The sequence below is a fragment of the Streptomyces nanshensis genome (assembly GCF_001751255.1).
GTDB lineage: Bacteria > Actinomycetota > Actinomycetes > Streptomycetales > Streptomycetaceae > Streptomyces > Streptomyces nanshensis_A.
The window spans coordinates 10,622-25,315 of sequence record NZ_LJGW01000141.1 but is presented as its reverse complement, the minus strand read 5'-3'; the positions used below and the strand labels follow the sequence as shown (position 1 = coordinate 25,315).

The following is a 14,694-nucleotide window of genomic DNA, read 5'->3' as shown; positions in this document are numbered from 1 at the left end:
GTCGCGGCGCGGCCCCGGCCGCTGCACGCGGAGCCCGGCCGGGTCGTGCTCGAAGTGGCCGGTGTGCGCCGGGAGTTCGAGGTGACGCGGTACGGCGAGGACGGCTCGTCCGTGTACGTCGACGCGCCGCCGCCCCTCGGCACCCACGCCTTCACCGCGCTGCCCCGGCTGCGAGAGCCGGAGCGGACCGCCGAGCCCGGTTCGCTGCTGGCCCCGATGCCGGGGGCCGTCGCCCGTGTCGTGCCGGGGCTGGCCGTGGGCGCCGCCGTCACGGTGGGCGAACCGCTGCTGTGGCTGGAGGCGATGAAGATGGAGCACAAGGTCGTCGCGCCCGTCACCGGCACCCTCACCGCGCTGCACGCGGAGCCCGGCAGACAGGTCGAGGTCGGCCAACTCCTCGCTGTCGTCTCCGAGTCGGACACCGCCACCGAGTCGGACACCGCCACCGAGTCGGACACCGTCACCGGATCGGACACCGCGACGGCCCAGGACAACGGAACGGCACCGGCCGCCGGACCCGCCGACCCCCTCACCCCCGCCGAATCCACCGATACAGCCGACCCCGCCGATACCGCGTCCGCACCCGTAACCGCCTCGCCCGTCCCGAAGGAGTCGTCATGACCCATGCCCTGCTGGAGACCGAGGAGCAGCGCGATCTGCGCGCGGCCGTCGCCGCGCTCGGAAAGCGCTACGGACGTGAGTACTTCACCGGCGTCGTCGCCGAGGGCAGGCACACGGACGAGCTGTGGGCCGAGGCGGCCTCGCTCGGCTATCTCGGCGTCAACCTCCCCGAGGAGTACGGCGGCGGAGGCGGCGGCATGAGCGAACTCTCCATCGTCCTGGAGGAGTTGGGCGCCGCGGGCTGTCCGCTGCTGATGATGGTCGTCTCGCCCGCGATCTGCGGCACCGTCATCGCCCGCTTCGGCACCGAGGAGCAGAAGCGCACCTGGCTGCCCGGGCTCGCCGACGGCACCCGCACGATGGCCTTCGGCATCACCGAGCCCGACGCCGGCTCCAACTCCCACCGCATCACCACCACCGCGCGGCGCGACGGGTGGGGGTCCTCCCAGTCGGAGCGAGGGGAATGGCTGCTCACCGGCCGCAAGGTCTTCATCTCCGGCGTCGACATCGCCGACGCCACGCTCATCGTCGGCCGCACCGAGGACGCCCGTACGGGCAAGCTCAAGCCCTGCCTGTTCATCGTCCCGCGCGACGCCCCCGGCTTCACGCGCAGCCCGATCGACATGGAACTGGCCGCGCCCGAGAAGCAGTTCGAGCTGGTGCTCGACGACGTACGGCTGCCCGCGGACGCCCTCGTCGGCGGCGGCGAGGGCGAGGACGCCGGGCTGTTGCAGCTCTTCGCGGGCCTCAACCCCGAGCGCATCATGACGGCTGCCTTCGCGATCGGCATGGGCCGCTACGCCGTCGACCGCGCCCTCGACTACGCTCGTACGCGCCAGGTGTGGAAGGAGCCCATCGGCGGCCACCAGGCCATCGCGCACCCGCTCGCCCAGGCCCACATCGAACTGGAGCTGGCGCGGCTGATGATGGCGAAGGCGGCGGCGCTCTACGACGCGGGCGACGACATGGGCGCCGGCGAGGCGGCGAACATGGCCAAGTACGCGGCGGGCGAGGCGTGCGTACGGGCCGTCGATCAGTCGGTGCACACCCTCGGCGGCAACGGCCTCACCCGCGAGTACGGCCTCGCGTCCCTGATCACGGCGGCGCGGGTGGCCCGTATCGCGCCCGTCAGCCGCGAGATGGTGCTCAACTTCGTCTCGCACCAGACCCTGGGCCTGCCCAAGTCGTACTGAGGACGGCCGAGCCGTACCGGGGGCTGCCCGCATCGCGCCGAGTCGTGCTAAGTCGTACCGAGGGGGCAGGCGGGGGACGGAGGAGGACGGAGATCCGCATGATCCATCACAGTCAGTACGCCGACGTGCCGCCCGTCGACGAGCCCATCCACGACGCCGTACTGGGGCGCTCCGCCGTCGAGTTCGGCGACCGTGCCGCCCTCGTCGACGGGCTCGACGGCAGCGTGCTCACCTATGCGCAGCTCGACGCCTTCACCCGCCGCATCGCCGCCGCCCTCGCGGAGGCCGGGCTGCGCAAGGGCGACGTGCTGGCCCTGCACAGCCCCAACACCCTCGTCTTCCCCGCCGTCTTCCACGGCGCGACCCGCGCGGGCGCGGCCGTCAGCACCGTCCATCCGCTGGCCACGGCCGAGGAGTTGGCGCGGCAGTTGCGCGACTCGGGCGCGCGCTGGCTGGTGACGGTCTCGCCGCTGCTGGAGACGGCGCGGCAGGCGGCCGAACTCTGCGGATACCGCACGGGCGGCACCGGCCAGGGCGAGGGCGGCATCCAGGAGATCTTCGTGTGCGACGCGGCGGAGGGGTACCGCAGCGTGCTCGGCATGCGTGAGTCCGCCGCGCCGGAACCGCACGTGGAGATCGATCCCGCGCGGGATCTGGCCGCGCTGCCGTACTCCTCGGGCACCACCTCCCTGCCGAAGGGCGTGATGCTCACCCACCGCAACATCGCCACCAACCTCGCCCAGCTCGACCCGCTGATGCCGGCGGGCCCCGAGGACCGGCTGCTGGCGGTGCTGCCGTTCTTCCACATCTACGGGCTGACGGCGCTGATCAACGCACCGCTGCGCAAGGGCGCCGCCGTCGTCGTACTGCCGCGCTTCGAACTCGGCCAGTTCCTCGCGGCGATCGAGACGCACCGCGTCAACGTCCTCTACGTCGCACCGCCGATCGTGCTCGCCCTCGCCAAGCACCCGGACGTCGACAAGTACGACCTGTCGTCGCTGGAGTTCGTGCTGAGCGCCGCGGCGCCGCTGGACGCCGAACTGGCCGTCGCCTGCGGCGAGCGGCTGAACGTCCCGGTCGTCAAGCAGGCGTACGGCATGACCGAACTCTCGCCCGGCACCCACGTCGTGCCCCGCTACGAGTCGGCGCCGCCCGGAGCGGTCGGCAAGCTGCTGCCGTCCACCGAGATGCGCGTGGCCTCGCTGGTGGACCCCGGACGCGACGTGCCCGAGGGCGAGGAGGGCGAACTCCTCTTCCGCGGGCCGCAGGTGATGAAGGGCTACCTGGGGCGTACGGGCGAGACCGACGCCATGATCGACGCCGACGGCTGGCTGCGCACCGGCGACATCGGACGCGTGGACGCGGACGGCTGGCTCTACGTCGTCGACCGTGTGAAGGAACTGATCAAGTACAAGGGCTACCAGGTGGCACCGGCCGAACTGGAGGCCGTGCTGCTCACACATCCGGCCCTCGCGGACGCGGCCGTCATCGGCGTCCCGGACGAGTCGGGGAACGAGGTGCCGAAGGCTTTCGTCGTACGGCAGCAGGGCGCGGCGGGCGAGGCGCTGACGGAGGACGACGTGCTGGCGTACGTGGCCGAACGGGTCGCCCCGTACAAGAAGGTGCGGCGCGTGGAGTTCACGCAGACCGTGCCCCGCGCGCTCAGCGGCAAGATCCTGCGCCGCGAACTGCGCGCGGCGGAGGCGGAGAAGGGGTAGGCGCGGGGCGCCGGCGGGTGCGCGGGCGCCGTCGCGAACGGACGGGTACGAGGCGTGCGAGGCGTACGTACGGGATGCACGCGACGTACGTACGGGATCAACGAGGCATACGTACGAGACGAACGAGATGAACGAGACGAACGAGACGTACGGCGTCGACGGGAGGCGAGCGGAAGTGACCGGAAGCGGTGGACGTGCCGGAACCGCCGGACGCGACGGCAACGGCGGCGGGGCCGAACAGGCGGGTGACGACGGGCAGTTGGTGCGCAGCGCGTACGAGCGAGGCGTCACCACGCTCACCCTCGACTCGCCGCACAACCGCAACGCGCTCTCCAAGGGCCTCGTCGCGGGGCTGCGCGCGGGCCTGGCGCAGGCCGCCGCCGACGACGCGGTGCGCGCGGTGCTGCTGACCCACACCGGCAACACCTTCTGCGCGGGCGCCGATCTGCGGGAGGGCAGCGGCAGTCCGGCCGAACTGGCGGCGCTGCTGCGCTCGATCGTGGAGCTGCCCAAGCCGGTCGTGGCCCGGGTCGAGGGGCATGTACGGGCGGGCGGTACGGGACTGCTGGGCGCGTGCGACATCTCGGTGGCCGGACCGGGCGCGAGCTTCGCCTTCACCGAGGCACGGATCGGGGTGGCCCCCGCGGTGATCTCGATGCCGCTGCTGCCCCGCCTCGACGCGCGGGCCGCCGCGCGCTACTACCTGACGGGCGAGCGCTTCGGCGCGGCGGAGGCGGCCCGTATCGGACTGGTGACGCTGGCCGCCGAGGAGGGTGCGGACGGCGGAACCGGAGCCTCCGGCAAGGGAGTCGACGCCCTGCTGGAACCGGTGCTGGACGGGCTGCGGCGGGGCTCTCCACAGGGCCTCGCGGAATCGAAGCGGCTGGTCACGGCCGAGGTGCTGCGGACCTTCGACCGCGACACCGATAGCCTCGCGGAGCTGTCCGCGCGTCTGTTCGCCTCGGACGAGGCACGCGAGGGCATGACCGCATTCCTCGAACGACGGGAGCCCGCATGGGTGCCGTGAACACCCGCGGTGCCGCACCGAAGCAGGACCGCAGCCGTGCGACGCGGCAGCGGCTGCTGGAGTCGGCCGTGACCTGCCTCGCCGAGCACGGCTGGACGGGGAGCACCGTCACGGTCGTTGCGGAGCACGCGGGGGTCTCGCGGGGCGCGGCGCAGCACCATTTCCCCACCCGCGAGGACCTGTTCACGGCGGCCGTCGAGTATGTGGCGGAGGAGCGCTCCAAGGCGCTGCGCTCGCCCGAGCGGCACGGGGACGTGGACGTGGACGTGGACGGGGGCGGTGACGCGGACGGCGGCGGTGCGCCGGGCACGCGGGCGGCCGTGGAGAAGCTGGTCGCCCTGTTCACCGGACCGCTCTTCCGTGCCGCGCTCCAGCTCTGGGTCGCGGCCTCGAACGAGCCCCAACTGCACCTGCGCGTCACCAAGTTGGAGGCGCGCATCGGCCGCGAGACACACCGGATGGCGGTGGAGCTGCTCGGCGCCGACGAGTCCGTGCCGGGCGTACGCGAGACGGTGCAGGGGCTGTTGGACATGGCGCGCGGCCTCGGCCTCGCGAATCTGCTGACGGACGACAGCGCGCGGCGCGAACGGGTCGTCGCCCAGTGGGAGTTGATCGTCCGGGAGGCGCTGGCGCGATAGCCGGCGCGGTTCCTTCACGGCCGGGCGCGCGGGCCCGGCGGACACCCTTGCGGTCCGCATTCACCGACGTGGACGTGGCCGCGGGGGTGTCTCCGTCTGCGAACTCCCCGTGAAACCGGTGCCGTTGTGCGCGATGTGCGTCTGCGCGCGGTATTGACGGTGCACCAGGCCACTTCTAGGGTGACGCTCGATTCATGGACCTGGCGAGTGTTCATGTCAGTGAACTGGCCGGCGATGCACGGCTGTTGGCTCACCGGCTGTCAGAGCACACGCCCCGACGAACAGTGCGTCCCTTCTGCCGGCACCCGCTCAACGTCGAGGAGTCGTGATGGCCGCACCCGACTGGATCGTCGTCGGCGCCTACTTCTTCGTGATGCTGGCCATCGGCGTGTGGTCCAAGACCCGCGTGGAGAACGTGGCGGACTTCTTCACCGCCCGCGGCCGCGTCCCGTGGTGGCTCTCCGGCATCTCCCATCACATGTCGGGCTACAGCGCGATCATGTTCGTGACCTTCGCCGCCGTCGCGTACGACTACGGCGTCACCGTCTACTTCTGGTGGCCCCTGACGATCGGACTCGGCATCGGCGTCGGCGCGTTCCTCTTCGCACCCCGGTGGAACCGGCTCCGTGCACGGCACGGCGTCAACTCCCCGCTCGCCTATCTCGCCGTCCGCTACAACCTGCCCACACAGCAGGTACTCGCCTACAGCGGCGCCGCGCTGAAGGTCGTCGACATCGCGGCGAAGTGGGTCGCGATCGCCGTGCTGCTGCGCGGCTTCGCCGACATCCCGCTGGTCTGGGGCATCGGGCTGACCGGCGTGTGCACGATGTTCTACGTGACCTTCGGCGGACTGTGGGCCGATGTCCTCACCGACTTCGGGCAGTTCGTCATCCAGGCCCTCGCGGGCTTCGCGATGCTCTACGCCGTCCTCGCGCACCTGGGCGGCGTCTCCGCGCTGTGGACGATGTGGGACCGGCTGCCCGAGGGGCACGGCGATCCCGTCGCCGGCACGGTGACCACGGGGCTGATCCTGGCGTTCCTGCTGGTGAAGACGTTCGAGTACAACGGCGGCATGTGGAACCTGGCGCAGCGGTACATGTCCGCGCCCAGCGGCTCCCGCGCCCGCAAGTCGGCGCTGCTCTCCAGCGCGCTGTGGCTGGTCTGGCCGTTCGTGCTCTTCCTGCCGATGATCGCGGCGCCGCTCATCGTGCCCGGCGTGGCCGACTCCGAGGACTCCTACATCCGCCTCGCGCAGGAGTTGCTGCCCTCGGGCCTCATCGGGCTGCTGCTGGCGGGCTTCTTCTCGCACACCATGGCCATGGTCGCCTCCGACGCCAACGTCATCACCGCCGTCATCACCCGCGACCTGGCGCCCGTACTCGTACCGCGGATCAAGCGCATGACGCAGCGCGGGCAGCTCTTCTTCGCGCGCGTGACGACCGTCGCCTTCGTGACGGCGAGCATGGCGCTCGCGCTCCTCAGCGACCCGGACGGCTTCATCATGACGGTCGTCGTGAGCATCGTGGCGGCGACCATGGGGCCGATCTCGATTCCGCTGATGCTGGGACTGCTGCCCTGGTTCAAGCGGACGGGGCCGCTCGCGGCGATCACGTCGTGGGCGGGCGGACTCGCGGTGTGGGCGTATCTGTACTGGGGGACGGACGGCGCCTCGGAGGCGATGACGGTGGGCATCCCGGTCCTCACGTCGCTGGTGCTGTACGTCGGGATCGGGCTGCTGCGGCCGGAGCGCGACGCGCGGCGAGCCGCGCTCGTCGACTCGCTCGGCAGCGACCCGAGCGAGGAGGAACGCCGCGCGCTGGAACGGCAGTTCCTCGCCGACCCGGAGACGGGCGGGGAGCGGGGTGGGTCGGACGAGCGGGGCGGTCCGGGTGGTCCGGGCGGGCCGGACGAGCCGAGGGAGACGTCGGGGGTGCGGTGAGGGGTGGGGGAGGGGTGACGGCTGACGGATGACAGATTTCAGAATCTGTCATCCGTTACCCGTCATCCGACCTCTGCTAGCCGCCCTCCGCCCTCCGCCATCCGTCAACTGCCACCCGCCATCCGTCACTTGTCACCCCCGCCCTCCGCCACTTGTCACCCACCGCCCCGCAAGAACGCCCCCGTACGCGACGCGCTCACCCTCGCCACCTGTGCCGGTGTGCCCTCCGCGACGATCTCGCCGCCCGCGGCGCCGCCTCCGGGGCCCAGGTCGATCACCCAGTCCGCCGCCTGGATCACATGAAGGTCGTGCTCGATCGTGACGACCGTGTTGCCCGCGTCGACGAGTTGCTGAAGCACCCCGAGCAGCCGCGCCGTGTCCGCCATGTGCAGACCGGTCGTCGGCTCGTCCAGCAGGTACAGCGTCCGGCCCGTCGAGCGCTGCGCCAGCTCCTTCGCCAGCTTGATCCGGTGTGCCTCGCCGCCCGAGAGCGTCGTCGCGGACTGCCCCAACTTCAGGTATCCCAGGCCGACTTCCGCCAGCCGCCGCAGCCGCGCCGCCGCCTTCGGCACGCCGTCGAAGAGCCCCAGCGCCTCGTCGACGGTCATCTCCAGCACCTCGGCGATGTCGTACCCGGCGCCCTCGCGCCCGCCCTTGAGGCCACGGCCGCCGTCCGGCCCGTCCCCGCCCCCGTACCGTGCCGCCAGCACCTCGGCACGGAAGCGGCGCCCCCGGCACGCCGGGCAGGTCACGTCCACGTCGGGCAGAAAGTGCATCGGGACGCTCAACACCCCGGCCCCCGCGCACCGTTCGCACCGCCCGCCCGGTCTGTTCGGCGAGAAGTGCCCCGCCGTGAACCCCGCCCGCCGGGCGCCGGGCGTCGCCGCGAAGGCTTCGCGGATCGGGGTGAAGGCGTCGGAGTACGTCGCCGCGTTCGAGCGGGGCACCCGGCTGATGGGCTGCTGGTCGATCGTGACGACGCCGTCCAGATGCTCCCATCCCTCGATCTCCCCATGCGGGCNTCCGCCCGCCCCGCGGAAGCGCCGCCGCGCCGCGCGGTCGAGGATGTCGAACAGCAGCGACGACTTGCCCGACCCGGACGGCCCGCTCACCGCCACCAGCGTCCCCAGCGGCAGCCGCGCCGTGACGTCCTTGAGGTTGTGCGCCCGCGCCCCGCGGATGACGAGCGACGGCCCGTCGCCGCGCCGCGGCCTCGCCGGTACGGGCATCGACACCCGCCCCGAGAGGCAGTCGCCGGTCACCGACCCGGGCGTGCCGGCGACGTGGGCGGCCGTCCCCGCGGCGACGACGCGTCCGCCGTCGCGCCCCGCTCCCGGCCCGATGTCGATGACGTGGTCCGCGGCCCGCAGCACCTCCAGATCGTGTTCGACGACGAGGACGGTGTTGCCCAAGTCCCGCAGTCCGCGCAGCACTTGGACGAGGCGTCCGCAGTCCGCCGGGTGCAGCCCGATGGTCGGCTCGTCCAGTACGTACAGCACGCCGGTCAGTCCGGAGCCCAGCAGCGACGCGAGCCGCAGCCGCTGCGCCTCCCCGGCGGAGAGGCTGGGCGTGGACTGCGCGGGCGTCAGATAGCCCACGCCCACGTCGGCCAGCCGCCGCAGCCGCTCCCGCAGATCGGTCACGACGGGCTCGGTGACCTGCCACTCCTTCCCCTCGGCCGACGCCGCCAACTCCTCGGTCCACTCGGCGAGTTCGATGAGCGGCATCCGTGCGGCACCGGTGATCGTGAGCCCCCGTACGGTCACGGCACGGCTCTCCGGGCGCAGCCGTGTCCCCTCGCACTCCGGGCAGACCTCCTTCACGAGTGAACGCTCCGCCTTCTCGCGGTAGTCGGCGTCGTCGATGCGTTCGGCGTAGCGGCGCAGCATGGTCGTCACGACGCCCTCGAAGCGTCCGCGCGAGACGCTGGACGGCGGCTTCGTGCCGGGGAAGTGCCGGCGGAAGGCGTCGCCGCCCACGCCCTCCAGCAGCAGATCCCGCTGAATGGGGCCGAGTTCCTTGACGGGGACGTCCACGTCGAAGGTGAAGCCGTAGTGCTCCGCCGCCGCGTGCAGGACGGCGATGTTGCGTTCGGCCAGTACGGGGTGCCAGCCGCGTACGGCGCCTCCGGCGACGCTGCGGCCCTCGTCGAGGAGGCTGTCGACGTCGGCCTGGAAGACCGTGCCGAGCCCGGTGCAGGCGGGGCACGCGCCCGCGGGCTTGTTGAAGGAGAAGTCGCCCATCACCGGTTCGGGTACGGGCGTCGCGCAGTGCGGGCAGGGCACGCTGCGCCGCACCTCGGCGTCCCCGTCGTCCCCGTCGTCCCCTTCGCCCATGGCGCCCGCCGCCTCGCCCACCGCACCTGCCTCGCCCACCTCTCCTGCCTCCCCCGTCACGTCGTACGAGGGCGGCACCGGCCCGCCGCACGACGGCGACGGGCACGGACGGTGACCGATGCGGGCCCACAACAGCCGCAGACACGTGAAGACTTCGGTGACCGTGCCGACCGTGGAACGCGGGCTGCGGTTCGTCAGATGCTGGTCCACGCTGATCGACGGCGACAGACCGCTGATCGAGTCGACGGCGGGCTTGCTGACGGCCATCGTGACCATGCCGAGCGATTCGAGGTACTGGCGCTGGCCCTCCCGGTGCAGCGTGTCGAACGCCAGCGTGGACTTGCCGGAGCCGGACAGCCCCGTCAGCACGACGAGCGCGTTCTTGGGGACGGTGAGGGAGACGTTCTTGAGGTTGTGCAGACGCGCGCCCACGACGCGTATCGCGTCCGGGAGAGGAGGGGCGGCGGGGCGGTTCGTGTGCGCAGACGGCTGTTTCTCCGGGGCTTTCTCCGCGGCATCCATGGCTTCAAGTTTCTCATTGAAGTACCTGTTGAGACTTGGGACGAGGCTGCCGCCGGGTGTGCTGCGGCAGTCGGAGCGTAAGGTCTCAACTGACCGGTGAAGGCGGACAGTCGGGGCGGTGCGGGGTGACGGACGGCGAGAGCGGTACGCGGGACGGCGCGGAGGAGCGGACACCGGCGCCGGAGGCGGCGCGCGCGACGGCACGGCTGCGCCCCGTCGATCTCGCGCGGGCCGCGGGCATTTCGGCCCAGCAGGTCCGCAACTACGAGGCGTCCGGCGTCCTTCCGCCCGCGCTCCGCACGGACTCCGGCTACCGCGTGTTCACCGAACGGCACCGCCGTGCCCTGCTCGCCTACCGCGCCCTGGTCCGCGGACTGGGCCCGGGCGCCGCGCAGTCCGTGATGCTGGCCCTGCACGGACGCGACCGGGACGGCGACGACTCCGGCACGTCCGCGGCGTACGACGGGCACCGCGAGCACGAGGCGTACGACGGGCACGACGCGCACAACAGCCGTGCCGCGCCCGGACGTTCGGCCTCCTCCCCGCCCGTCACCGACGACGGCGTCGCCCGCGCCCTCGCCCTCGTCGACGAGGGCCACGCCTCGCTGCACGAGCAGCGCCGCGCGCTGCACGAGACCGCCCAGGCCCTCCAACTCCTCGCCGCACAGGACCCGGAGGCGTCACGTGCGCCCCGCTCGGACCTGCTGATCGGCGAGGTCGCCGCACGCCTCGGCGTCCGGGCGTCGGCGCTGCGCGTGTGGGAGGAGGCGGGTCTGCTGACGCCGCGCCGCGACCCCGAGACCGGCTACCGCCGCTACGGCGCCCGCGAGCTACGGGACGCGCGCCTGGTCGACATGCTGCGGCGCAGCCGCTATCCGCTGCCCCGCGTCGTGGAGATCCTCGACGGGCTGCGCCGCTCCGGCAGTACGGACGAGCTGCGGGCGGCGGTCGCCCAGCGCCGTGCGGAGCTGGACCGCAGGGCGCGCGCCCTGCTCGAAGCGGCGGGTCTGCTGCACGCCTACCTCACCGACGCCGCGCCCCCGCCCGCCACGTGAGAAGCCGCCGCCTTCGCCGCGGCCCCTCGGTACGGCGGCCCCTCCGTACGTATGGGCACCTCGGTTCCGTACGTACGGACACCTCAGTGCCGTGCCTCCCCGTACCCCTCGACCTCGCGCGGATCGCGCGGCCCCGGCCCGACGTACCGCGCCGAGGGCCGCACCAGCCGCCCCGTGCGCTTCTGCTCCAGGATGTGCGCCGCCCAGCCGGCCGTGCGCGCGCACGTGAACATCGAGGTGAACATGCTCGCGGGCACCTCCGCGAAGTCCAGGACGATGGCGGCCCAGAACTCCACGTTGGTCGCCAGCACCCGGTCGGGACGGCGGGCGTGCAGCTCGTCCAGGGCGGCCCGCTCCAGCGCCGCGGCCACCTCGTAGCGCGGCGCGTCCAGTTCCTGCGCCGTACGCCGCAGCACACGCGCCCGCGGGTCCTCCGCCCGGTAGACGCGGTGCCCGAAGCCCATCAGCCGCTCGCCGCGGTCGAGTTGACGCTTGACGAAGCCCTCGGCGTCCCCGGTGCGCTCGATCTCCTCGATCATGCCGAGCACACGCGAGGGGGCGCCGCCGTGCAGCGGCCCGGACATCGCGCCGACCGCGCCGGACAGCGCGGCCGAGACGTCGGCGCCCGTCGAGGCGATGACGCGCGCGGTGAAGGTGGAGGCGTTCATGCCGTGTTCGGCGGCGGAGGTCCAGTACGCGTCGACGGCCGCGACGTGCTTTGGGTCGGGTTCGCCGCGCCAGCGCCGCATGAAGCGCTCGACGATCGTCTCCGCCTTGTCGATCTCCTGCTGCGGCACCATCGGCAGCCCCGCGCCGCGCGCCGACTGCGCCACGTACGACAGCGCCATGACGGCGGCCCGCGCCAGATCGTCGCGTGCCTGCCGCTCGTCGATGTCCAGCAGCGGCTTCAGCCCCCACACCGGGGCGAGCATCGCGAGGGCGGACTGCACGTCGACCCGGACGTCCCCGGAGTGCACCGGCAGCGGGAACGGCTCGGCGGGCGGCAGCCCCGGGTTGAAGCTCCCGTCCACCAGCAGGCCCCACACGTTCCCGAACGAGACGTGTCCGACGAGGTCTTCGATGTCCACGCCGCGGTAGCGCAGCGCGCCGCCCTCCTTGTCGGGTTCGGCGATCTCCGTCTCGAACGCGACGACTCCTTCGAGCCCGGGTACGAACTCGGACATCAGGCGGCTCCTCATACGGTTGTCGGCGCCGGTACGGAGGTGACCGACGGCGCCGCTGTGCGGACGGGACGGACGGGACGGACGGGACGGACGGGACGGATGTGCGGACGGTACGGGCGTGCGCGCGCGTGGGTTCCACCGCCGCCGGGGCTGGCGGACCGCTGCGTCGTCACTCCAGGCCTGCCCCGTACGGAGCCCGGTCACCCGCCGGCCGCGGAGGCCGTACGGGCGGCGCGGCGGCTCCCCGTACGGACGGCGCCGCAACTCCCGTACGCACAGGCCGCGGTGGCCCGGCTGACGATTCTGCGACCTGCGTACGGCGGCGGACATCCGCCCGCGGGGTGAGATCAGGCACACGGACGCGGCCGCCGATGATGTTGCAAGATGAACGCGTGCCCGACGCTGACGAAGACGCCGCCCGCAACGCTCCCCGCAACCCTCCGCTGACCGTTCTCGACCCGGCCTCGATGCGCGCCCGCTACCGCGCGCAGGGCCTCGCGGAAGGGGACCTGGCGCCGGAGCCGTACGGCCAGTTCGCGCGCTGGTTCGCGGACGCCGCGGCGAGCGGCCTGCACGAGCCGAACGCGATGATCCTCTCCACCGCCGACGCCGACGCCGACGGGCGGCCCAGCTCCCGCACGGTGCTGCTGAAGCAGTACGACGAGCGCGGCTTCGTCTTCTTCACCAACTACGGCTCCCGCAAGGGCCGCGAACTGGAGGCCAACCCGCGGGCGTCGCTGCTCTTCCCCTGGCACCCGGTGGCCCGTCAGGTCATCGTCTCCGGCACGGCGGAGCGGATCGGACGGGACGAGACGGCGGCCTACTTCCGTACGCGCCCGCACGGTTCGCAGCTCGGCGCCTGGGCGAGCGAGCAGTCCTCGACGGTGGCCTCCCGCGCCGAGCTGGACCGGCTCTACGCGGAGCTGGCCGAGCGCTATCCGGAGGGCGAGGACGTGCCGGCGCCGCCCGGCTGGGGCGGATTCCGGGTGCGGGCGGAGGCCGTCGAGTTCTGGCAGGGACGGGAGAACCGGCTGCACGACCGGCTGCGTTACGTCCGTACGGAAGCCGCCGAGGGCGCCGCGGGCGACCGGGCCGACGCGGAAGGTGCGGTCGGCGCGGGCTGGCGGGTCGAGCGGCTCTGCCCCTGAGCGTCCCGGAGCCCCCTCAGCGCCCCGGGAACGCAGACGGCCCGCGGGCTGCTCCGCTCGCCGAAGACGAACGGCGCCGGTCGGACGAGTCCGACGAGCCCACGGGCCGGGTGACTGCTGGAGATTGGCCGGCGATACCGGCGTCACACTGTGGCGTCGGCGCTAGGCCGCAGCCACCTCACGCGTCCGGGTAAGCATCATTTACCGGATCACCTCCTTTCTCGTGTACTCAGCACGCTAGGCAGCGCCGCAGACGCGTGCAAGCGATTTCGGGGGCGCAACGATTTCGCCGAACACCGTGTGCGCTGCGTCACGTTCGAGTTGAATGATCCGTACGCGGCGGCGGCAGACCGCAGTCAATTCGGCGCGTTCCGCTGGGGGTGCTCAGGTGTCCGCTCGATCCAGGACCCACGCTGCTTCGTCGTCCGACGGCGACGACAGGCGGGGCCCCGACGACGAACTGCTGCTCGCCGCACTGCTGGACGGCATGGACGCGGCGCTCTGCGCGTTCGACGCGGACGGCGTCGTCACCCACTGGAACCGCGAAGCGGAACGGCTTCTGGGCTGGAGCCAGGGCGAGGCCGTCGGACGGCAGGGCCTGGCGGGCTGGGCGCTGCGCGAGGCGGACGCCGAGCAGGTGCAGGCGCGGCTGTTCTCCGCGATGCGGACTCCGGGACGCCAGGTGCACGAGTTCCCGCTGCTGACGAAGGACGGCCGCCGGCTCCTCGTACGGACCCAGGCGTCCGGTGTGACGGCGGACGACGGAAGCCCCATGGGCGTCTACTGCGCCTTCAGCGAGGTGCACGCGCAGATCGATCTGGAGCGTTCCATCGCGCTGAGCGAGTGCCTCTTCGAGGACGCGAGCTGGGGCGTGGTCCTGGTCGACGCCGATCTGCGTCCCGCCGTCGCGAACCACTCGGCGGCGAACGCGTTCCGCGTCTCGCGTACGGCGATGCTCGGCCGCCCGCTCGGCGAACTGATCGACCAGGGCGTGGAGGAGCTGGAGGGCGCGCTTCAGCATGTGCTGGCCGACGGCCCGCCGTCCGCGCCGTCCGAGATCTGGGTGACGCTCCGCTCGGGGCGCCGCCCGGCCGGTGACCAGCAGGGCGCGGGCGGCGGTTCGGGTTCCGCTCCGGGTTCTGCCGCGGCGGCCGCCGTCGCTGCCGGGGGCGAGGGGAGCGGCGCGCGCCGGTGCTGGCGCAGCGGCTTCCTGCGGCTGTCCTCGCCGATGGCCGAGGCACCGGTTCCGCTCGGCGTCGCCTGGCTCTTCCAGGACGTCACGGAGGCCAAGCGCCTGGAGCAGGAGAGCGACC

General features: G+C 72.7%; 11 protein-coding genes. 9 read left to right on the top strand and 2 right to left on the bottom strand.

The window, feature by feature from the left end; all coding sequences use genetic code 11:
• From AN218_RS08270 to AN218_RS08245, 6 genes are all read left to right on the top strand, one after another.
• The coding region (locus AN218_RS08270) for a biotin/lipoyl-containing protein (protein WP_338059601.1) at positions 1-621 on the top strand (621 nt) is incomplete at its 5' end.
• Entirely contained in the window at positions 618-1,814 is a 1,197-nt protein-coding gene (locus tag AN218_RS08265; RefSeq protein ID WP_070016108.1) for an acyl-CoA dehydrogenase family protein, read from the top strand. The genes AN218_RS08270 and AN218_RS08265, both read left to right, overlap by 4 nt.
• Positions 1,815-1,912: 98 nt before the next feature.
• On the top strand, positions 1,913-3,532 hold the full coding sequence (locus tag AN218_RS08260; RefSeq protein WP_070016107.1) for a 4-coumarate--CoA ligase family protein: 1,620 nt from the start codon (positions 1,913-1,915) through the stop codon (positions 3,530-3,532).
• Positions 3,533-3,659: 127 nt separating this feature from the next.
• Positions 3,660-4,559, top strand: coding sequence for an enoyl-CoA hydratase family protein (locus tag AN218_RS08255; RefSeq protein WP_079131931.1), 900 nt, complete (start codon positions 3,660-3,662; stop codon positions 4,557-4,559).
• Positions 4,547-5,197, top strand: coding sequence for a TetR/AcrR family transcriptional regulator (locus tag AN218_RS08250; protein ID WP_070016106.1), 651 nt, complete (start codon positions 4,547-4,549; stop codon positions 5,195-5,197). The genes AN218_RS08255 and AN218_RS08250 overlap by 13 nt, the downstream gene beginning before the upstream one ends.
• Before the next feature lie 328 nt (positions 5,198-5,525).
• Positions 5,526-7,136 carry a sodium:solute symporter family protein gene (locus AN218_RS08245; RefSeq protein ID WP_070016105.1) on the top strand — a complete coding sequence of 537 codons (1,611 nt, stop codon included), beginning with the start codon at positions 5,526-5,528 and terminating at the stop codon, positions 7,134-7,136.
• A gap of 155 nt (positions 7,137-7,291) precedes the next feature.
• Here the strand turns inward: AN218_RS08245 and uvrA are convergent, their stop codons facing one another.
• On the bottom strand, positions 7,292-9,472 hold the full coding sequence (uvrA, locus tag AN218_RS08240; RefSeq protein WP_476755956.1) for an excinuclease ABC subunit UvrA: 2,181 nt from the start codon (positions 9,470-9,472) through the stop codon (positions 7,292-7,294).
• Between the two features lie 647 nt (positions 9,473-10,119).
• Here uvrA and AN218_RS08235 point away from each other — a divergent pair.
• Positions 10,120-11,049, top strand: a complete 930-nt coding sequence (locus AN218_RS08235) for a MerR family transcriptional regulator (RefSeq protein WP_070016104.1) — start codon at positions 10,120-10,122, stop codon at positions 11,047-11,049.
• 83 nt (positions 11,050-11,132) lie between these two features.
• Here the strand turns inward: AN218_RS08235 and AN218_RS08230 are convergent, their stop codons facing one another.
• The gene (locus tag AN218_RS08230) at positions 11,133-12,233 is read right to left on the bottom strand and encodes a citrate synthase 2 (protein ID WP_070016103.1); all 1,101 of its coding nucleotides are present in this window, start codon (positions 12,231-12,233) and stop codon (positions 11,133-11,135) included.
• A gap of 467 nt (positions 12,234-12,700) precedes the next feature.
• On the opposite strand from AN218_RS08230, the gene pdxH reads away from it, so the two are divergent.
• Both pdxH and AN218_RS08220 read left to right on the top strand, forming a co-directional pair.
• Entirely contained in the window at positions 12,701-13,381 is a 681-nt protein-coding gene (gene pdxH / locus AN218_RS08225) for a pyridoxamine 5'-phosphate oxidase (protein ID WP_070016111.1), read from the top strand.
• Positions 13,382-13,706: 325 nt separating this feature from the next.
• Positions 13,707-14,694, top strand: a 988-nt coding sequence (locus AN218_RS08220) for a PAS domain-containing protein (RefSeq protein WP_420855951.1), incomplete at its 3' end; no start/stop codon positions are given.